Source organism: Pantoea sp. GL120224-02 (assembly GCF_900215395.1).
GTDB lineage: Bacteria > Pseudomonadota > Gammaproteobacteria > Enterobacterales > Enterobacteriaceae > Pantoea > Pantoea communis.
This window is the reverse complement of record NZ_OBEC01000008.1, coordinates 170014-190605: the sequence shown is the minus strand read 5'-3', so window position 1 is coordinate 190605 and position 20592 is coordinate 170014. Positions and strand designations below refer to the sequence as shown.

Genomic DNA, 20592 nt, shown 5'->3' with positions numbered 1-20592 from the left:
TGACTGAACTCCCTGTCTACGATCCGTCGCACAAAGCGAATAAGCATAGTGCAATCCACGATTTGCAATGCTGAGTCAGTTAACAGTTTGTTAAATTGCCAGCTGTCCGAGCCAGTTTATTAACGCTTCACTGCCCGGCTGGCTGCGCGAACGCTGCGGCCAGGCAAGAAAATAGGGTTTACTTAATGGCAGGCTTAACGCATCAACCATAACTAAATCGCCTCGTGCCAGCTCTGCAGCGATAAGCCTTTTCTGCCCTAATAACAAACCCGCGCCTGCCACCGCAGCATCGATCGCCAATGAGGTGAGATTAAAACTTAACGCGGGCTGTGATGCGGGTTCCGCCATCCCTTTGGCCAGATACCAACTTCGCCAGTCCGGCAGAAAGCGCCCTTCGTTGCCCCAATCAAGATGGATCAATGGAGCCTGTTGCAACACGTTTTCTAATGGAAACTGCTGCAACAGCCTGGGGCTCACCACGGGCACCACCTCATCCAAAAACAGACGCTGCTTATCAAGCTGGGGATAGCGATCCTCACCAAAGCAAATGACAAAGTCAGCTGGTGTGGCATTAAAATCCACCTGCGCATGGGTGCCGTGTAGCGATAAATCAATGTCGGGACAGTGAACGCGCCACTGCGCAATATTAGGCAGCAACCACTTCGAGGCCAGTGCGGGCAGTGAATAGAGCGTGAGCTTGGGCATCGCCGCCACATGACGCAGGTTTTGCTGACCGAGATGCAAAATATCAAAAGCTTCCGTCACATAGCGCAGATACTCTTTACCGGTTTCGGTCAGCATGACCCCACTCTGCGTACGCACAAACAGCGCGCTGCCCAACTGTTCCTCTAGCTGCCGGATCTGCTGACTCACCGCCGCAGGCGTCAGTGCCAGTTGCGCGGCGGCTTTTGCCAGACTACCTAACTCCGCCGCCACCTTAAATGACTGGATTACGCTGATTTTCGGTAAACGAGGTGACTGTGAGGGCATTAAAGTTTCCTTAGCAGGGCATTAAATTTATATCGTTACGCACTAACATATCAGTGAGTTACTGTGATAACACACCTGTCACAATGAGAACTGTTGCTATGTCTGCATTGATTCGTTTCGATTTGCATCCACTGGTCGACGCCGACTGGCGACGTGAATGCCGTGAACAGCTCAACCAGCATGGCGCGCTGGTCCTGCGTCAGTTTTTACAACCCGACGCGCTGCAAAGCATCATTGCCGAAGGAAACGCTCAGCGCCATCTGGCCTATCACACCCTCAGCAAGCATAACGTCTATCTGATGAAGAAAGACGAGGCGTATGACGCTGACCATCCGCGCAATCGTGATGTGATCAGTACCAAAGGCTGTATTACCGACGACGTGATTGCCGCCGAATCGCCGCTGCGCCAGCTGTATAACGACGAACTGTTTAAAAATTTCCTGTGCGACGTGCTGGGTGAAACCGCGCTCTATCCTTATGCCGATCCGCTCTCGTCCATCAATCTGCATTACGCGCCCGATGGTCAGGAACTCGGCTGGCACTTCGATAACTCCTCCTTCGCCATCACCCTGCTGGTGCAGAAACCCCGCGCGGGTGGTGTATTCCAGTATGTGAAGGATCTGCGCGATGCCGATGACGGTGAGATGAACTTTGATGGCGTGGCGGCGGTTTTGGATCAGCGCCAGCCGGTCGATGCGCTGGCGATTGAAGCGGGTGACTTAGTGCTGTTCCGTGGTCGCAACTCTATGCATCGTGTCACGCCAACCGAAGGCGACATCACACGCATGCTGGCAGTGCTGGCGTATAACACACAGCCTGGCATCGCTCTATCGGAAACGGCGCGTATGACTTTTTATGGTCGGTTGTGATCGGCGTTCAACAAACCTTGCCAGCCGCGTACAAATATCTGCTGGGTCCGAAAAGCCACCAGATCGCGCCAGTCGCGGTCTGCTGGCCAGAAACCTTCCACCAGCTCATGCTTTAAGGCGCGCCCTGACTCACTGGTCGGTTCACCTTGCAGATGCAACCAATGATCGTCACGCACGCGACGATGCATCTCTTCGCCGGGATACGTTCCGCACTCCACCACTAGTGGCAAAATTTGCGTCTGCGGCAGTGATTCCAGCAGGAACTGCGACAGATAACCCGTTGCGGTCGCGGTCACTCCGGTGACACTGTCACGACCTGTGCCGGTAAACAGTAACGTTAACCACTCGCTATACAGTGATTTTCCCCACTGATGCGCAGCGACCTGCTGCTCAGCAATCGAGAGCAACATTGGATGCCCCCATGCTCCGGCTCCCGTATGCAGATCGAAGCTCAGGATGGTTTTTGCCTGCGATAAATGGTCGGCGATGATGGTTTGCATGGTGCGATAAGACCAGCTCGGTTGCTTTCCACCGTAGAAGAAACCGTCAGCGAATTGGTATTGCCCGGCTTCCACCACCCGTTTTACCGCCAGCCAACCTGCGCCGTTAAGGGTTTTAACTAACAGCTCATCAGCTTGTGTCCGATCGCCGTGGTAAATCCCGTGCCATGACGGGTATTCCGGATTGGCGGGGGCTGGCTGAGTAAAATCGATAAAATTGCGATTAAGATCGATGTTGTCTTCGTTGACGCGCCGCAAATGGGCTGCTCCCCAGGGATTCAACAGGTGCAGCAGCACAATCGCGGTGTCATCGGGCAAAGCAGTCAGACTGAAGCGATTGAGCCACTCAATCTGGCTGTCCGATCCGTAGTAGCCCTCCACCCCATGCGTGCCCGAGATGATCATCATCAATTTGCTTGCACCGGGATCGCCAATCACGGCAACATCGGTATAAAGCGTTTCACCTTGTGGGCCCGGCAGCGGATGCGGATACGAAGTCAAAGCACCTTGCTGGCGCTCGACTGCCGCAAGAAAGCGGGCACGTTGGGACGAGTAATGCGGCAAATCTGACATGCTGTTTCCTGTAAATAAGGGCGCTTACGGATAAACCTTAAACTTGAAGTATTTTTTCGCCAGCTGATCGTAAGTGCCATTGTTGTGCAGTTCGGCCAGCGCATCATTGATCAGTTTCAGATGCACGGTATCGCCCTTACGCAGGCCAATTCCCACACCGTTGCCCAGCAGCTCTTTATCCACCAGCGTCGCTTTGATGACGTAATCTTTGCCTTCCGGCGTATTCAGGAAACCCTGATCCGCTGACACCGCATTCGCCAGAGTGCCATCCAGTCGCCCCGCGACCAGATCGGGATAGATCTCCATCTGGTTAGGATAGGAAACCACATTGACACCCTGTGCCGCCCATTTTGCTTTGGCGTAGGTTTCCTGAATGGTGCCCTGCGCCACGCCGATGTTCTTACCGCGCAGCGTGCTGATATCTTCGGTCAGGGTGCTGCTTTTTGGCGTCAGCAACGCACTCGGCGTGATATACAGCATGTTGCTGAAATCCACCTGCTCACGGCGTTTCTCCGTCATCGACATCGCCGACAGAATCGCATCAAACTTCTTCGCCTGCAGTGCCGGAATGCTGCCATCAAAGCCGATCTGCACCCACTGGCATTTGACTTTTGCCTGGGCACAAATGGCGTTGCCCAAATCGATATCAAATCCTTTAAGTGAGCCATCGCTGGCTTTGGATTCAAACGGAGGGAAAGTCGGATCGACACCAAAGCGCAACGTCTGCTCAGCAAATGAGAGGTGGCTGAATGCGCCAAGTGAAAGCAGTAACGCGAAGGACAAACTCTTTTTCATTTTTATCTCCAGCAGGCAGGTAAATTCACAACGGCATGGAGATTTAATAACATGACGGATACATTACCTCCACTAAAAAAATGGATTTGACGCAGAGGGAATTCTTATAAAACAGAAGGAGTTAAGCGATTTTATCTCCGGCAGTAAGAGAATCTTAATGCCGGAAATGTGAGGTGGGTTATTAAGCGATAGCAGGACGAGAAACGTGCTCTGCGGCAGCCTGATTCGCCTTCTCCGCCGCCTCAGGCAGCGAGGAACCGGACACCAGCGCCTGACTCAGCACCCCGACAAAACAGTCACCTGCGCCGTGAGTGCTGATCAGCTTCACCGGAATCGCGGGCAAACTCTGCACCGGTGCACCCGACTGGCACACCGCCAGACCGTGCTCGCCCGCTGTGACAATCACCTGCGCGAAATCTTCCGCCAGTTTTTGTGCCGCTCGCTCCGCAGAGGCCAAATCAGTGACTTCGATCTGGCACATATCGCGTGCTTCTACTGCGTTCACGATCAGCAGATCAATGCAGGCGGCGAGCGCCGCTTCAATCTCTCGCGCCGGTGCGGCGTTAATACACACCGCAATTCCCTTCTGCCGGGCCTGCTGCGCCAGTTGCAGATTCACACTGGCGGGCACTTCATTTTGCAACACCAGCAAGCCCGCCCCCTGCCACAGCGAGTCAGGCAGCGTAGTCACATCAATATGCAGATTCGCGTTGGACACCACCACCGCACCGTAATCGCCTTCCGCATCGCTGATCGCCACGCTCATTCCCGACGGCATATCCGGCAAAATCGCCACCGTATCGGTGTTGACGCCGGCATCGCGCAGCGCCGCGAGCAGGAATTCGCCCTGCGCATCGGCGCCCACCGCGCCAATAAAACGCACCGCGCCACCTGCACGTGCGGCCGCCACCGCCTGGTTGCCGCCTTTACCGCCAAATTTATAGCTACAGCCGCTGCCCATTACGGTTTCGCCCTTTTCCGGGCGATGGTGGGCCGCCAGCATAATGTCGTAATGCAGGCTACCAGCGACAATAATTTTGTTCATGACTAAAAGTCCCGCAGATCCTGAACCGCACGCTGGGTTTTCATCAAATTCTTTTCCGCCAGCTTTAAATCTTTTTTGGCGATTGCCACAAACAGCGCATCGAGAATATTTAATTGCGCGATACGTGCCGCTGCATTTTCCCCAAGCAGATGCGATCCCTGAGAAGTTGATGTCAATACCACATGCGCATTGCGCGCAATAGGCGACTCGGCATAATTGGTAATAGCAATAATCTTCGCACCATTTCGTGCCGCCAGTTTAATCGGATCGTTTACTGCCCGCGTTGCCCCTGAATGACTGATGGCGATCACTACGTCATCGTCGGATAACACCGCTGCTGACATCAGCATAATATGCGCATCGTCATAAGGCGTGGACTTGATCCCGATCTTCAGCAGCTTGTGCGATAAATCTCGCGCCACGGTGGCTGAACCGCCTACCGCATAAAGATCGATATGGCGCGCTTTAAATAAAATATCGGCAGCACGATTAAACTCAGAAATATCCAGAATCGATAATGACTCTTCAATTGCCTGAATCGAGGTTCTGAATACTTTAGCCAGTAATTGTTCCGACGAGTCTTCCGGCTCAATTTCTGCATGCAAGCCAGCCACTTCAGATTGATTATAATAAATCAGTCCGGTGCGAAAATGACGGAAGCCAGTAAAATTAAGCTTCTTAGTAATTTTCACAATCATCGCCTGTGAGACATTATTTTCTTCGGCAATCTCCTGCAGCGAAGTCTGTTCACTGATGTCGGTTCTGGCGATGATGGCTTCGGCAACACGCCGCTCCAGCGGCGTCAGCTGCGGTAATCGCATACGAATTTGAGCGCCAATGGCTCGCGGATCTTGCTTCATTACCTGCCTCTTGTCGCCCGGTCAATCAACATCGCTATGATAATGATTAGGCCAGTGGCAAGCAATTGATAAAAGGCCTGAATATTCAGCAGAGTCAAGCCATTACGTAATGCACCGAGGATGATGGCACCGATAATGGTGCCGACGATACTGCCTTTGCCGCCCATCAGTGAAGCACCGCCAATCGCCGCCGCTGCAATTGCATCTAACTCCCACAAATTCCCGATAGTGGGTTCCGCTGCGCCTAGTCGCCCAATCAGAATCAACGATGCCAGTGACGCTAAGGTGCCTGAGATAATGAACACCGTCACTTTGGTGCGTTTAACCGGTACACCGGCCACGCGCGCCGCTTCCTCGTTACCGCCCACCGCCAGAATATATTCGCCCAACGGGGTTTTATTCATCACCAGCCACAACACCAACGCAATCACTGCGACAATGATGATCGGGGTTGGAATACCGAATAGATCGCTGTTAATTATGCTGCGGAACTCCATCGGGATGCCAAACACCGGATTCCCGCCGGTATAGATCAGCGCAATGGCGCGGAACAGCGAAAGTCCCCCCAGCGTGACGATAAACGGCTGCAGTCCTGCATAGTCCACCAGCATCCCGCTGAACACCCCACATAATGCACCGATACCCAAAGTGGCCAGAATCGCCACCGGAACCGGCACACCAGCCACCATCAGAGTGGCGCCCAATACCGCAGAGAGTGCAGCGGTCGGCCCAACTGATAAATCAATACCGCCGGAAATAATCACCAGCGTCATCCCCAGTGCGATCAGCGCATTAATGGACGATTGCTGCAAAATATTCAGCAGGTTTGGCACGGTAAAAAATACCGGCGACAGGAATGAAAATGTCACCACGATAATTAACAGCCCGATTAAGGTCCCGGCATCGCGCAGATTGAGTTTAAATTTCGCCGACGGCTCAGCCGCTGGCTGTGTATTTGTTTGCGTCATCATAATTGTGCCTATATAGAGTGCAAATTGAGTGCTATACAGCTTCTTTAATGTCGTTAATGGCAAAGCGCGCGATGTTCTCTTCGGTAATGTCATCGCCAGTTAATTCACGCGTAATTCTTCCTTCTCGCATCACTAAAACGCGATCGGATACACGTAATATCTCGGTCATTTCTGACGACACTACGACAATCGCTTTACCTTGCTGGGCCAGTTTTTCAATCAGGTTATATATTTCAGCTTTGGCCCCGATATCAATTCCCCGGGTTGGCTCATCAAATAAAAACACTTCTGCATCCGCGGCTACCCAGCGGCCAATAATCACTTTCTGCTGATTACCACCACTCAGTGTACCGATCGGTTTTTCAATATTCAGCGGACGCAGTTTTAAGTCGGACATCACCTGTTGCGCCACCGCGTCCAGTTTCACTTTACGAATAACGCCCGCGAGCGTGAAGTTGCGCATCGACGGCAGCGCCATGTTCATTTTCACTGCACGCGCTTTGATGATGCCCTCTTTCTTACGATCTTCCGGCACCAGACCAATACCGGCACGAATCGCCGCGCTGACGTTGTGATTGCGAACTGACTGACCATTAACGCGCACTTCACCCGCGCTACGTTTGTCGATACCGGCAATCAGTTTCAGCAATTCGGTGCGGCCTGCGCCGACCAGACCCGCCACGCCCAAGACTTCCCCGGCGCAGACGCTAAAACTGGCCGGTTTGATCTCCGTTCCACGCGTCACATTCTCAACCTGCAGCACTTCGCGATCGGTGGCCCATGACTGGTGCGCCTGCTTATCGATTTTGCGCCCTACCATTTTCGCGACGATGCTCTCTTCAGTCTCATCGCAAATGTTCACCACCCCGACCTGACGTCCATCGCGCATGATGGTGGCGCGATCGCAGACCTGGAAGATTTCATTCATTTTGTGCGACACATAGATTAATGAGACGCCGGTAGATTTTAGATCTGCGATCAACTCCGCCAGACGCTCAAACTCACGAGGCGTCAGGCTGGATGTCGGTTCATCCATGGCGATGATTTTCGCCTCATCCAGCAGTGCGCGCGCAATCTCCACGATCTGCTGCTGCGATACCTTGAGGTTCTTGATTGGCTCAGCAGGATTAATGCTGGGATCAAGCTGCTTCAGGATATGCGTGGCGCGTGCCAGCTGAGCGCGTTTATCGACAAACAAACCGTTCAGGGTGGTCATCGGGCGACCCAGAAACATATTCTGGGCGACGGAGAGCTCAGGAACATGCTGCAACTCCTGATGAATCATCGCGATGCCCGCATGGCGCGCACTGAGCGGATTTTTCATCTGCACTGACTCGCCGTTGACGTGGATGTCACCGCTATCCGCCGGGCGCACGCCAGAGAGAATGTTCAGCAACGTGGATTTGCCTGCCCCATTTTCCCCGATCAGCGCGTGCACTTCGCCCGGTCGCACCATAAAGTCCACATCCTGCAGCGCGATGGCGCTGCCGTAGGTTTTATTGATGCCGCGCATCATTAAGCGATACTGTTCCATACGCTCTCCGCCTGTGTTACTGCTGTGCCAGCAATTGACGCAATTTGTCGTTGTCTTTGGTTGAGAAGGCATCGGCATTCTCTTTGGTGATCAACGCCTGTGGCGTGGCAATCACGCGCGACAGTTTCTGTCCGTTCACCAGACGCAACATCACTTCCATCGCCACTTCACCGGTCAGGATCGGGAAGCTATCGACGGTGCCGGTCAGTTCACCGCGTTTAATAGAAGCATAGGCATCGGAAATACCGTCGGTACCAAATACTGCGGTCTGCTTAGCTTTATTCAGCGAACGCACCGCTTCCACCACGCCGAGCGCCATGGTGTCGTTGTTGGCATAGAAACCAATCAGATCCGGATGCTGTTGCAGAATGGTCGATGCAGCGTTAAAGGCCTGCTCGCGGCTCCAGTTAGCTGGCACGCTGGCGACAATGTTGAATTTGCCATTCGCCTGCAGCGTCTCTTTGAAGCCAGCCGTGCGCTGACCCGCAGCGTACACGCCCGGCTGGCCTTCAATCACCGCCACTTTGCCGCCCTGCGGATAGTGCTGAATAAACCATTTGGCGACGCGCACACCGTTGTCTTTCTGCACGTTCCCAACGTAGTACTGGGCACTGGGCACCACCGCATCGTTGACGTTCACCACGGGAATGCCTTTGCTGCTGGCGCTTTCCAGTGCTGGCTCAAGGTTGATATCGGTCTGAGGTGACACCAGCAAGCCATTAAAACCTTGCGCAATCAGGGTTTCAGCGATGGACAACTGGCCCATTTGATCATCTTCATTCGCAGCGGCCTGGTAAGCGACGGTGAAACCATACTTCTTCGCGACGTTCTGATAGCCCTCGCCGAGTGAACGCCAGTACTCATTGGTCAGCGTTTTCGACACGCCGCCAATTTTCAGCTTGCTGTCGACTTTGGGCATCGGTCCGTATTTGCTTTCCAGCTGCGTCCAGTCTGTGCGGTCAGGCTCGGAGTCAGATTTCAGCGGCGCTAAGGTAGCAGCGTGCACGCTGGAACACAGCAGTGCGGAGGTCAGTACAGAGAGTAAGAGCTTTTTCATGGTGGTAGCCTTTTTATCGTTTTATTTGAGGTGCAGGGTTATGCGCTTGCTTATTGTGCAAGCATGATGTCATTCACAATTTGCTGTGAGGCCACCGCATCCTGACGGCTAATTGCTTCTTCCAGTGCTGGGTTATTGTTGAGTTTTTCGCTCAACTTCAGCAGACGCTTCACAGTCACAATGTTGATTTCCGCTTCACGGACCGGGTCGAGGCCACTCGCATCCGGGAAGGTGTCGAAGTAATAAGCGCCCTGATAGCCATCGCGCTGCATCTGCCACAGAAATTCCAGCGTGGCGCGCGGATTCACTGAACCCGCCATCAAGCCGTCATCGCGTTTGCCCCAGCCATCATTCAGGTCCAGCCCTAACAGGCGTGAACGACGGGCCACCATGGCGGCCGCAAACGCCGGCACTTCATTGGCAAACAGCACGTGAGCGAAGTCCAGCGTGATGCCGAGGTTGGCGCATCCGGCTTCTTCCACGGCCAGCAAACAGGTGGTGGCATTGGGGAAGATGCTATAAGCACGCGGTTCATTCGGTTTGTATTCAATGCTGACGTCGATTTCCGGCGCATATTCAGCCACTTCACGCACCGCGCTGACGGCGTCTTCCCACATCTTTTTATAGTCGGCCTGGAAGCAATAATCGAAACCGTCCTGGCCCATCCACAAGGTCATCAGGCGTGAACCAAACTCGCGGCCCGCATCAATACCGCGCTTGGTCAGTTCGATAGCTTCACGACGAATTTTGGCGTCGGGGTTAGTAAAGGCGCCAATTTTGAATTGGGGAGCATCCCAGCGCATCTGCATGCCATTGACGGCCAGGCCTGCATCAGCAATCGCCTGACGCATGGTGGGAATGTCACTGGTCATGTGCTGCGGATAGTTAAGGTCGAGATGCGTCAGGCCATTCACCTTACCGGCGCGCGCAATCATATGTAATACAGAAGGTTTTCCCTGGAGATCTGGCCAGTATAAGTGCGCCCCAGAGGCGAAAGAGTTCAAACGTGTGGCAAACTTTAATTCTGACATGAGGAAGGATCCTTCAGTGCGAGTTGTAATGTACTTTCCTTCTTCACGATTATTTGTGAAGTTATGGCATAAATTACACAAGCCAATTTGTTTAGCAAGACGGCATCGTTTCAATTTGCGAGGCCGTTCACGAAATCCTGCGATCGATCAGCGCACAGCCCCTGTCATTCTTTTGTCATAACTCGCTCACCCTGCTGTCAGCGCCGTTTTCATATCCTGTGCCCGAACCTTCCTTATCTGGAGCACAAACATGAAACTGAAAAAACTGACGTTAGCAGCGGGTATTTTATTGGCGATGGCAGGCGGCGCGGCGCAAGCCAAAGCGCAGCCGGTGAAGAATATTGTGTTAGTACACGGTGCATTTGTGGGTGGTGCAGGATGGCGTCCGGTGTATGACCGCCTGACGCACGATGGCTATAAAGTGACGCTGGTGCAGGAGCCGCTGACCGGTTTCCCGGAAGATGTCACGGCGACACGCCGCATCATCGATCAGCAGAATGGACCGGTGATTCTGGTCGGCCACAGTTATGGTGGCGCGATCATCACCGAAGCCGGAAATGACAGCAAGGTGGTGGGTCTGGTGTATATCGCCGCGCACGCGCTAGATAACGGCGAAACCGAAGCCATCAACGGCAAGAAGTTCCCCAACAGCGCGCATCCGTTTGCCAAATCGACTGATGGCTACCTGACCATCGCGCCAGAAAATTACCACAGCGATTTCGCCGCCGACTTACCGGCTGCGCAGGCGGATTTTGAAGCCCACGCGCAGATGCCAACCAATGCCGCCGTGTTCACCGCCAACATTCCAGACCCGGCGTGGAAGACCAAGCCTAGCTGGTACATGGTGGCGAAAGCTGACAAAATCATTAACCCTGATCTGGAGCGGATGTACGCCAAACGCGCACACAGCCACACGGTTGAAGTCGCGGGCGCCAGCCACTCGGTGTATGAATCTCATCCTGATGATGTGGCGAAACTGATTGAACAGGCCGCTCAGCAGGCGCAGCCCTAATCCACTTGTCCCGCCCGGAGATGCGCATGAAAATTTTGGTGATTGAAGATGAAGCCAAAGCGCGCGATTACATGCGCAAAGGATTAACCGAAGCGGGATTCATCGTGGATGTGGCCGAGAACGGGCAAGACGGTTTGTTCTATGCGCAGGAGCACCATTACGATCTGATCTTACTTGATGTGATGATGCCCGGCATGAGCGGCTGGGAAGTCATGGCCGCGCTGGATAAACAGATCCAGACGCCGGTAATTTTCCTCACGGCTAAAGGCACGTTGGAAGATCGCATCAAAGGATTGGAACTGGGCGCGAATGACTACCTGGTGAAGCCCTTCTCGTTCGCCGAACTGCTGGCACGCGTCCGCACGCAACTGCGGCGCGGCGGCCAGCAAAAACTTCCCGATGTGCTGACCCTGGCCGATCTGCAACTCGATATCCTTAAACGTCGGGTGGAGCGCGCGGGTCAACGCATCGACCTCACCAATAAAGAGTTCAACCTGCTGCATCTGTTTATGCTGCATCCCGGCGAGGTGCTGACGCGCACGGTGATCGCCTCCCGCGTATGGGATATGAATTTTTGATAGCGACACCAACGTGGTCGACGTGGCAGTAAAACGCCTGCGCCAGAAGATCGATGGCCCCTTTGCTCAACCGTTGATTCACACCGTGCACGGCGTTGGGTATCGCTGCGAAGCTGAAGCATGACTAAACTTTCGCTCGCCACCCGATTATCCTTGCTGCTCAGCACCGCAGTGATCGTGATTTTTGCCCTGAGCGGCATTGCGTTGTATCAGTCGCTGGCGAAGCAGATCGGTGTACGCGATGACGCGGCACTGCTGACGCGCATTGATCAGATTCGTACGCTGCTGCGCGATGAAGACGCCATCACGCTGATCCAGCAAAAACCGCGCCTGTTTGCCAATATGCTGGGCAATACGGAGTCTTTGCTGGTGCTGCGCTTTCCAGGTCAACCGCCGCTGATTGTGGTCAATCCAGGCGCACGACCGATGCCCGCCATCACGCCCGTGCCCGCCGATCAGCCACTCAGTCTGACCTCAGTGCATCACCAGCAAGCGCAGGATGGCACCCCTTTTATCTCCGCCGCCGCCTTAGCGCCGACGCGTGATGGTAATGGGCAAATTGAGATCATCACCGGCCGCCTGATGAGCGACCGTACCCAAACGCTGAACAGCTATCGCGACCAGATTATTGTATCAACTGCACTGGCAGCCCTGCTGGTTGCATTATTGAGCATCTGGCTGGTGCGACGCGGCTTATCGCCATTGCGTCGGCTGGCAGCGGAAACTGATGCCATAGACGTGCGGCGTTTATCGCACCGTATCCAGTTCAGCGATGCCCCGTCAGAACTGCAACCGCTGGTCGCTGCCTTCAACCAGATGCTCAGTCGTCTGGAAATGGGCTATCAACAGCTCAGCCAGGTTTCCGCCGATATGGCGCACGACCTGCGCACGCCGATTGGCACCTTGATCGGTCAGACCGAGGTGGTGCTGAGCCAGCCGCGCAGCGTGGGCGATTACCAGGCACTGCTGGGCTCCAACTACGAGGAACTGGAGAGATTGGCGAAAATGATCGATAACATGCTTTTCCTTGCTAAAGCGGAAGACGCCAGTCAGGCAATGGATTGGCAGATAATCGATTTGGCACAGCTTGGCGAGAAGTTGCAGGATTATTTTGATGGCATGGCCGAGGAGCACAACATGCAGTTGGAAATGCACCTGCAGGGAGAGTTACGCGCCGATCCGCAGCTGCTGCAACGGGCACTGGCGAATCTGATGGCGAATGCCTTGCGCTATGGCGAGCGGGATACCACCATTCGCGTGTTAAGTGCGGTGCGCGATCAGGGAATCGAGTTGGTGGTGGAGAATCAAGGCGCGGCGTTGAGTGCTGAACAGCAGTCACGCATGTTTGATCGCTTCTGGCGCGCCGATGCCTCACGCCATCAAAGCAGCAGCGGGCTGGGGTTGTCGATTGTACGCAGCATCATGCGTTTGCATCACGGTAGCTGTGCGGTGAGCAGTGAGAACGGGGTGAACCGGTTCAGTTTGCGGTTTCCGCGATAAAACTTGTAGCGGCGCGATTCATCGCGCGGGGTTAAAACCACGCAAAAAATTGCGCCGCAACCGCTTAAATAAAGGTGAAAATCTCTTCGCGCGGCAAACGTGATTTTGGCAATGCCGCATTAAAATCTTCTTCGCTGCGATAGCCCAACGATACCAGTACCACGCTGGTAAAGCCTTTCTCACGCAGGCCTAACGCCTGATCCAGCGCACGCTGATCAAAACCTTCCATCGGCGTCGCATCAATCCCTAACATCGCGGCACCTAGCAGCAGACCACCGAGCGCCAGGTAAACCTGTTTCTCCATCCACTGCGGGATATCACGCTGCTCGTAACGGTGCATATCGACATAACCACGGCGGCTCTTATCCTGACCGGCTTTACCTTCTGGTTTGGCAAAACGCCCATCCTGTTCTTCCTGCGCCAGCACATTTTGCAGATGTGCGTCATCCAGATCGGTGCGCATGCACAGCGCGATCACATGGGAAGCATTCAGTACTTTTGGGCCGTTATAAACAAAGGCGCCGGTGGTGGATTGCGCGATCTGCTCACGACCTTCTGGCGTGGAAGCCACCACAAAATGCCACGGCTGAGAGTTGACGGAAGACGGGCTGTTACGCAGCACGTTCAGCAGCGTTTCGATCTCTTCCTGCGGCAAACTTTTACCACTGGCGAAGGCTTTTACAGTGTGGCGACGAGCCACTGCGTCATTAAGTGTCATGCCAATCTCCTGAATCGATTATTTTAAAAGTGCCGTTACCTTAACCGCCGCGCTTACACGGCGGTTAACGAATTGTGTTTCAAAGGGTTAAAAGCCGCTCAGCACGATTTTGCCGCGTGCACGCCCGCTTTCAATCAGCGCATGGGCTTTGCGCAGATTGGCCGCGTTGATAGTGCCATGATGTTCGCCTGCCGTGGTTTGCAGCGTCTGGTCATCAATTAGCTGGCTTACGCGCTCTAAAATATCGTGTTGACGCTGCATATCGCGGGTCTGGAACAGTGAGCGGGTGAACATCAGCTCCCAGTGCAGCGAGATGGCTTTGCGCTTCAGCGGCACCACGTCCAGCGTTTCCGGATCATCGATCAGCGCCAGCTTGCCCTGTGGGGCCAGCACATCCACCAGCTGGGAGTAATAGCTGTCGGTGTGCGTCAATGAAGCCACATAGCGCACCTGCGGATAGCCAATAGCCGCCAGCTGTTCACCCAGCGGCTGCTGATGATTGACCACATGATGCGCGCCCAGTGAGCGCACCCAATCCGCGGTTTCGGGCCGCGATGCGGTGCCTATCACCGTGAGGTTGGTCAGCTTGCGCGCCAGCTGCGTCAGGATCGATCCCACACCGCCGCCTGCTCCGATAATCAACAGTGCAGCATTGTCATCCGTCTGTACTTCCAGACGATCAAACAGCAATTCCCATGCGGTGAGTGATGTCAGCGGCAACGCGGCGGCATCGGCATCATTCAGCGTGCGGGGTTTATGGCCGGCAATGCGTTCATCCACCAACCCATATTCGGCATAACTGCCCGCGCGGGTGATATCGCCTGCGTAAAACACCTCATCGCCCGGCTGGAACAGCGTGACCGCCTCACCCACCGCTTCCACCACGCCGACCGCATCCCAACCCAGAATGCGCGGTTTATCGGTGGGCGCACCGTTACGCACTTTGGTGTCCACCGGGTTTACGGCAATGGCGTGGATCTTTACCAGCAGGTCACGCGCGCCCGGCTGCGGTTGGGCGACATCCAGTTCGTACAGCGCATTATCATCGGAAATCGGTAAACCGTTTTGGCTATAAACAATCGCTTTCATCAAGCCGTTCCTCAATTCATCAGGGTGTTAGGTAAGTTGGATTCAGCATAGCGGCCTGCACGCTGAGGAAAAATGCCGATTGCACAGCAACACTTTCACTCTTAGAGTGAAAATCCCTGTCTGTTTTGACGATGAGTAAGAAAATGATCCGACTGGAAGATGTCACGCTGTTTGTAAGATCGGCAGCACTGGGCAGCTTTTCCCGCGCGGCCCGTGAAGTGAATTTGCTGCCGGGGCAAGTGAGCGCCGCGATTCAGCGACTGGAGCGAGAACTGGATCGTCGCCTGTTTGCGCGATCTACGCGTAGCCTGCGCTTAACCGCCGAGGGTGAAAAATATCTGCCCTACGCGCAGGAGATGCTGGCCCTGATGCAAGCGGGCGCTGATAGCCTGCAAAGTCATGAAGACGCGCTGAGCGGTGAGCTTAAAATCGCGATGCCTTCCGATATTGGCCGCAATATTCTCTTGCCGCTGATCACCGAATTTTGCTGTGAGCACCCTGCCTTATCAGTTCGGTTATCGTTATCCGATCAAATCAGTGATGTGTTCCGCGATCCGGTCGATATCGCCATTCGCTACGGCAAACTGGAAGACAGCAGTTACGTGGCACTACCGCTAGCCGAGGACAATCGACGCATTATGGTGGCATCGCCAGCTTATCTCGACCAACACGGACGCCCGCATCAACTGGAAGATTTGGCCCAGCATCACTGCCTGCCGTTTGTGATGGGCGGGCATGTCTATGACAAGTGGACGTTCCCGCAGGAAGGTATGCGCCGCCAAATCACGGTGAAAAGTCGCCTGCTGTGTGATGACGCCGAAGTGGCGCGTCGTTGGGCTATCAATGGCATGGGCATCGCGTATAAATCCTGGATTGACGTCTGTGAAGACATTAGGCAGCACCGCCTGGAACGGGTGCTGCCTGAGATCCCCGGCGAAAGCACGCCGCTGCATTTAATCTGCCCGCATCGTAAACAGTTTTCCCCCGCAATTCGGGCGCTGCATGGCGTATTGCGGGCGCATTTGCGTGCGATGACCGCGCAACTTTGATAGCTGTAAATGTGCAGAGCTTATGCGAACTTGCGGTTTTGATTGCCTCGTGAGCGGCTTTATCATTTTAAAAAATTGATAACACCTTCAGGGACTCACATGCGCAACATCACAAAGACAATACTTGCTTCACTGCTTTTCTCCTCAATGCTTGCCAGCGCCAATGCCGAAGAGACACTTCGCATCGGCTATCAAAAATCTTCCACCTTGCTGACGTTGATAAAGCAGCGTGGCGATCTGGATAAGGCGCTCGCCGAGCGCGGCATTAAAGTGACATGGCACGAGTTCACCAGCGGTTTGCCGCTACTGGAGGCGCTGAATCTCAACAACGTTGACCTCTCTGCTGATGTGGCCGATACCGTGCCGGTGTTCGCGCAAGCGGCTGGCGCGGACCTCACGTATTACGCGCGCGAAACGCCCTCTCCAGAAGCTCAGGCCATTCTGGTGCCCGCCAACTCCAGCATCAAATCGCTGCAGGATTTAAAAGGTAAAAAGATTGCCGTCACTAAAGCCGCAGGCAGCCATTATCTGCTGATCGCCGCGTTACAGAAGGCGGGACTGAAATTCAGTGATGTCACGCCTGCATGGCTGACGCCTGCTGATGGGCGTGCCGCGCTGGAACACGGCAGCGTCGATGCGTGGGTAACATGGGAACCCTTTGTCACCAGTTCGAAAGTCGAGCAGCACACGCGCGTGCTGGTGAGCGGCAAAGGTCTCGCCAGTTATCAGCGCTACTATCTGGTGTCGACGCCTTATGCGCAGAAGCATCCTGAGGTGCTGGGCATTGTGTATAAGACGCTGGATCAGGAAGCACAATGGCTGAAAGCACATCCAACGGATGCAGCCAAGATTCTCTCTCCATTGTGGGGTAATTTGCCGCTCGCCACGGTGGAACAAGCGAACCAGCAACGCAGCTATCAGATCGAGCCAGTGAACAAGAGCGATTTGGCTGAGCAGCAGAAGATTGCAGATGCGTTTTATCAGGCGAAGCTGCTGCCGAAAGCGATTGATGCGCAGGATGTGAGCACCTGGCAGCCGCAGGCGAAATAGCCGCCCTGCCAGAGAATGAGTTGGTTAAGCCGGTTGGCATCGGGCATGTCCGTAAATCGCATTGAAGCTTTGCCCGCGAATGCCGATAGACGTATAAGGCTTTCTCAAAGCCGTTTCCGCCCCCCATTAGTCGTTTTAAAGGAGAGCAAGATGGATGTATCACAGATTACTTCACTGGCTATCGGTCTGGATAATATGGACCTCAGCAGTAAAGTGAGCACCCTGGTACTGAAAAAGACCCTGGATAATCAGCAGTCGATGGCAGCAGGAATTCTTGATTCGATTCCGCAACTGCCTGCCAATCCGGCAGTTGGCCGCAACATCAATACCACCGCATAAACTCGCGTTGCATCGTTGCACTCACTGAACGACCTCTGTTAGCGTGTATTTTTAACCACTCCCTACTTCAGGGAGTGGTCGACACGCTAATCAGGGACGTTTCGTGACGATTTTCTTTCCGCTTATCTATCTGTTTGCCGGATGGTTGCTGGGTAAAACCGCCTGGGATTGCAAAACGGCTGCGTCATGGATATTGACGCGCATCGCTATTCCCATCGTGATCATTTTTAATATATCGACCCGCTTCCACAGTATGAGCATCATTATTACTGCCGCCGCGATATGCATGATGTTGCTATTGCTGGCTGGCCACTATGTTTTTGCTGACCCAATAAAAAACCTCTGTTTCAGCTATCTCAATATCGGCTGGCTGGGTCTGCCCGTCGCCAGCGTGCTATTCGGCAATGATGCTGCGACCATTATCATTGCCGCCTACGTCGGCAGCTCAATTGTCGGAAACTCGCTGGGCGCAGGCATGCTCTCCGGCGAGAAATTTAATCCAATCACGTTGATGCGCACCCCGCCCGTCATCGCTCTGATAATTGGCGCAGCATTGATTCCATTCAGTAATCAAGTGGCTCAATACTTCGATAGCCTGTATCAAATTGCCAAATTTATGATGAGTTTTCTTGGCATGGCCGTTTTAGGAATTTGGCTTTCAAAGACGACAATATCGATGCGCGATTTTCGACTCGAACTGCGTCCGATTCTCACTCGCTCAATAGTTTTCGCTGCGCTGGTTTCGTTGCTGCTGCTGATAGCCGATCAGTTCAACGCACCACTTATTACGCAAAATCCAGCAACGCTGTATCTTTTCTGCCTGCTTCCCCCGGCAGCCAATATTATCGTGCTAGAGACGCATTATCTGGGCACCGGAAATTCAGCGCGGGCGATTTCATGTGGGACCTGTATCAGTATCGTGGCGATAGCGCTTTATTCGGCTGCTGTTTTGGGTGGCAGAGCGTTAGGGATATGGGGTTGAGAGGATGTTTGAACGGGTTAACGTGATGCTCTTTAGACACTCATTTATCCTTTGTCGCGACATGAGCAAACAGGTTGCGCGGCATTAACTTTAGGTCGTGCTAATTAAAAGGACAATAGCAATGACCGTTCAGCATGAGCCCTACTGGAACCGGATGGTGCCCGAACTGACCGTAACGGACTTCACTGCGTCACTGCATTTTTACACTGATGTAATGGGATTTCAGATTATGGTCAGACGAAGCGATCCCGAATTTGCTTACATCAACCTCGGCGAAGCACAGCTGATGCTTGAGCAGTTTCACGCCGAAGGCTGGAATACTGCTGAACTCGTCAAACCGCTCGGGCGCGGCGTGAATTTCCAGATTGAAGTAGATGATATTGAGTGTGTGCTGGCGCGGGTGAGTAAACATGGCGTGCCGCTGTATCGGGATTTGCGTGAAAGCACCTATCAGATTGGAGAAACCACGGCTTGTCAGAGAGAGTTCCTCGTCCAGGATCCGGATGGCTATCTTTTGCGTTTTTGTCAGTTTGTTGAGTGAGGGGGATTGTGGGTGTTGGGGGTGGTTTTTAGCGTAATAGCCTCTTAGGGCTGGGGGGGCGCTTTGAGCGAGGAGCAGTAGTTAGGGATACAAAATGACTAATTCGGTTGTGGTGATTAAGTGCAGCTTTTGAACTTTTTGATCACGATGCCTTATAACTCGTCAGTCGCTGGCTCAATTGATAACCAGGTGAGCAATTGTGTCCTTCGTGTAGTTTTAAACGTGATGCTGATGGATTTAGCCCGCTCACTGACGCAAGAATAATTCGTACAACGAAGCGGGGAATTCATCAGGGTGGAAATAGCAAGTTCAGAATAACGTTGCGGCCCCCCTCCCCACACAAAGTAGTTTTTGGTTCGTCGTACCATGCCAGAATGGTCGACTCATCAAGCCAGAATGCCAACGACCACGATTGACGAGCGCCTTGTTGTAGGTGTTTCAGTTGGTGAATTTGAGCATTTTTTTGCCATGAGATACCGCTACAAGAGCGGAATGTGGTGACCTGTTCCTGATATCTGCCAAAAGTTCGATTTATTCAACAAAGCTCTTTCCTGTTGTAATCCTTATACAAAAGTTCATCTTTTGCTATATCAGTCATAAAAATTCCATTATATTATTTCTCAAATGACACCGGCCTTATAAGGACATGTAATACCTGTGTCCGGCGTATTTTTTTACTTAAATATCAAAGCTTATACTGAATAAATACTATATCTAAAGGAAACGATCAGTGAAAGTATCCGATTGGATTCGACAAAACATACGACACTCAGTACAACTTGAACCTGATACACTCGAAGTAGTATCAGACTTCACTCTTATGTGGTCAATTTTTGAGGCTTCAGAAGCTCATAATGAGAATGTTGTAGATCAGATTAGGGTTCTTTCAAAACGAGTAGCAAGGTATATGCCTACAGATGCGGTCGACTCCCAGTTAGTATATTGGTCTAAACGCTATATACACGAAAGCGGCGAACCAACAGAGCATTTCCATTACCTCTATTTTAGAGAAGCTTCGCAAATTGAGAAAACACTTGGCGTACTGAGAAATAAAGAAGCTTCTTTTGAAGATAAAATCGAAGTGTGTCTCTTAATTGTCTATAGGTATCGAAATAATTTATTTCACGGCATCAAAGACATCACGCTACTAAATTCCCAGGTAGAAAACCTTCGGAACGCAATCGAATTACTACAAATAATCATACAATATAGCGGGAGGTGCCTTTTTCTCGGATCCTAATTAGCTATATTAAGCAGCGGAGTCTATTTCATTTATAATCTAAGTAGACTCTCTTCCATAAATTTCTTAAACTGGTTAATGGGTTTCGTTATGGATGCATTGGCCACCGAACGTAGGATCAAGTGCCTTATCTGCTTGGATGATTTCACGAAGAAGTGTCTGGCATTCACTATTTCCTTTATGGTTTCAGGTGTGCAGATCACCCGTATTCTGGACAGCATTGCGCAGTTTTAGTTGACCACCACACTACTAGGTGCAGCTATTTACCG

Annotated in this window: 20 protein-coding genes and 3 pseudogenes; 11 read left to right on the top strand and 12 right to left on the bottom strand. The window is 53.0% G+C overall.

Features of this window, described 5'->3' with window-relative positions:
* Positions 1-90: 90 nt before the first annotated feature.
* Positions 91-990 carry a LysR substrate-binding domain-containing protein gene (locus CRO33_RS16360; protein WP_097118847.1) on the bottom strand — a complete coding sequence of 300 codons (900 nt, stop codon included), beginning with the start codon at positions 988-990 and terminating at the stop codon, positions 91-93.
* 98 nt (positions 991-1088) lie between these two features.
* On the opposite strand from CRO33_RS16360, the gene CRO33_RS16355 reads away from it, so the two are divergent.
* Positions 1089-1859, top strand: a complete 771-nt coding sequence (locus tag CRO33_RS16355; RefSeq protein ID WP_097118846.1) for a HalD/BesD family halogenase — start codon at positions 1089-1091, stop codon at positions 1857-1859.
* On the opposite strand, the gene CRO33_RS16350 is transcribed toward CRO33_RS16355, so the two are convergent.
* From CRO33_RS16350 to CRO33_RS16315, 8 genes are all read right to left on the bottom strand, one after another.
* Positions 1844-2932, bottom strand: coding sequence for a DUF2817 domain-containing protein (locus CRO33_RS16350; RefSeq protein WP_097118845.1), 1089 nt, complete (start codon positions 2930-2932; stop codon positions 1844-1846). The two genes, CRO33_RS16355 and CRO33_RS16350, sit on opposite strands and share 16 nt — an antisense overlap.
* A gap of 24 nt (positions 2933-2956) precedes the next feature.
* Complete coding sequence (locus tag CRO33_RS16345) at positions 2957-3727, bottom strand: transporter substrate-binding domain-containing protein (protein WP_097118844.1); 771 nt, start codon at positions 3725-3727, stop codon at positions 2957-2959.
* 181 nt (positions 3728-3908) lie between these two features.
* Positions 3909-4772, bottom strand: coding sequence for a PfkB family carbohydrate kinase (locus CRO33_RS16340; protein ID WP_097118843.1), 864 nt, complete (start codon positions 4770-4772; stop codon positions 3909-3911).
* Between the two features lie 2 nt (positions 4773-4774).
* The gene (locus CRO33_RS16335) at positions 4775-5632 is read right to left on the bottom strand and encodes a MurR/RpiR family transcriptional regulator (RefSeq protein ID WP_058960291.1); all 858 of its coding nucleotides are present in this window, start codon (positions 5630-5632) and stop codon (positions 4775-4777) included.
* On the bottom strand, positions 5632-6603 hold the full coding sequence (locus CRO33_RS16330) for an ABC transporter permease (RefSeq protein ID WP_097118842.1): 972 nt from the start codon (positions 6601-6603) through the stop codon (positions 5632-5634). Before CRO33_RS16330 ends, CRO33_RS16335 begins: the two co-directional genes overlap by 1 nt.
* Before the next feature lie 31 nt (positions 6604-6634).
* Positions 6635-8137 carry a sugar ABC transporter ATP-binding protein gene (locus tag CRO33_RS16325; RefSeq protein WP_097118841.1) on the bottom strand — a complete coding sequence of 501 codons (1503 nt, stop codon included), beginning with the start codon at positions 8135-8137 and terminating at the stop codon, positions 6635-6637.
* A gap of 16 nt (positions 8138-8153) precedes the next feature.
* On the bottom strand, positions 8154-9194 hold the full coding sequence (locus CRO33_RS16320) for a sugar ABC transporter substrate-binding protein (RefSeq protein ID WP_097118840.1): 1041 nt from the start codon (positions 9192-9194) through the stop codon (positions 8154-8156).
* A 50-nt stretch (positions 9195-9244) separates the two neighbouring features.
* A complete protein-coding gene (locus CRO33_RS16315) occupies positions 9245-10225 on the bottom strand; it encodes a TIM barrel protein (RefSeq protein ID WP_097118839.1) in 981 nt (326 codons plus the stop codon).
* Between the two features lie 250 nt (positions 10226-10475).
* Between CRO33_RS16315 and CRO33_RS16310 the strand changes: the two genes are divergently transcribed.
* The 3 genes and pseudogenes from CRO33_RS16310 to CRO33_RS16300 all read left to right on the top strand — a co-directional run bounded on the left by CRO33_RS16310 (position 10476) and on the right by CRO33_RS16300 (position 13315).
* On the top strand, positions 10476-11237 hold the full coding sequence (locus CRO33_RS16310; RefSeq protein ID WP_097118838.1) for an alpha/beta hydrolase: 762 nt from the start codon (positions 10476-10478) through the stop codon (positions 11235-11237).
* A 26-nt stretch (positions 11238-11263) separates the two neighbouring features.
* Positions 11264-11939, top strand: a pseudogene (locus CRO33_RS16305) (heavy metal response regulator transcription factor).
* A complete protein-coding gene (locus CRO33_RS16300) occupies positions 11936-13315 on the top strand; it encodes a heavy metal sensor histidine kinase (protein ID WP_097118837.1) in 1380 nt (459 codons plus the stop codon). Before CRO33_RS16305 ends, CRO33_RS16300 begins: the two are co-directional and overlap by 4 nt.
* A gap of 64 nt (positions 13316-13379) precedes the next feature.
* On the opposite strand, the gene nfsB is transcribed toward CRO33_RS16300, so the two are convergent.
* Positions 13380-14033 (bottom strand): oxygen-insensitive NAD(P)H nitroreductase, encoded by a 654-nt coding sequence (gene nfsB, locus CRO33_RS16295; protein ID WP_097118836.1) that lies wholly within the window; start codon positions 14031-14033, stop codon positions 13380-13382.
* 87 nt (positions 14034-14120) lie between these two features.
* Complete coding sequence (locus CRO33_RS16290; RefSeq protein ID WP_097118835.1) at positions 14121-15122, bottom strand: zinc-binding alcohol dehydrogenase family protein; 1002 nt, start codon at positions 15120-15122, stop codon at positions 14121-14123.
* Positions 15123-15265: 143 nt separating this feature from the next.
* On the opposite strand from CRO33_RS16290, the gene CRO33_RS16285 reads away from it, so the two are divergent.
* From CRO33_RS16285 to CRO33_RS16265, 5 genes are all read left to right on the top strand, one after another.
* On the top strand, positions 15266-16171 hold the full coding sequence (locus tag CRO33_RS16285; protein ID WP_097118834.1) for a LysR family transcriptional regulator: 906 nt from the start codon (positions 15266-15268) through the stop codon (positions 16169-16171).
* Between the two features lie 99 nt (positions 16172-16270).
* The gene (locus CRO33_RS16280; RefSeq protein ID WP_097118833.1) at positions 16271-17221 is read left to right on the top strand and encodes an aliphatic sulfonate ABC transporter substrate-binding protein; all 951 of its coding nucleotides are present in this window, start codon (positions 16271-16273) and stop codon (positions 17219-17221) included.
* A 150-nt stretch (positions 17222-17371) separates the two neighbouring features.
* Complete coding sequence (locus tag CRO33_RS16275) at positions 17372-17560, top strand: YjfB family protein (protein WP_097118832.1); 189 nt, start codon at positions 17372-17374, stop codon at positions 17558-17560.
* A gap of 103 nt (positions 17561-17663) precedes the next feature.
* The gene (locus tag CRO33_RS16270) at positions 17664-18542 is read left to right on the top strand and encodes a permease (protein WP_097118831.1); all 879 of its coding nucleotides are present in this window, start codon (positions 17664-17666) and stop codon (positions 18540-18542) included.
* Between the two features lie 121 nt (positions 18543-18663).
* A complete protein-coding gene (locus tag CRO33_RS16265; protein WP_255253285.1) occupies positions 18664-19083 on the top strand; it encodes a bleomycin resistance protein in 420 nt (139 codons plus the stop codon).
* Between the two features lie 177 nt (positions 19084-19260).
* Here CRO33_RS16265 and CRO33_RS24845 read toward each other — a convergent pair.
* A pseudogene (locus CRO33_RS24845) lies at positions 19261-19518 on the bottom strand (IS5/IS1182 family transposase); the annotation flags it as partial.
* A gap of 295 nt (positions 19519-19813) precedes the next feature.
* Here CRO33_RS24845 and CRO33_RS16255 point away from each other — a divergent pair.
* The gene (locus tag CRO33_RS16255; RefSeq protein ID WP_097118830.1) at positions 19814-20323 is read left to right on the top strand and encodes a hypothetical protein; all 510 of its coding nucleotides are present in this window, start codon (positions 19814-19816) and stop codon (positions 20321-20323) included.
* 66 nt (positions 20324-20389) lie between these two features.
* Positions 20390-20554 (top strand): annotated as a pseudogene (locus CRO33_RS16250) (IS3 family transposase); the annotation flags it as partial.
* Positions 20555-20592 lie beyond the last annotated feature (38 nt).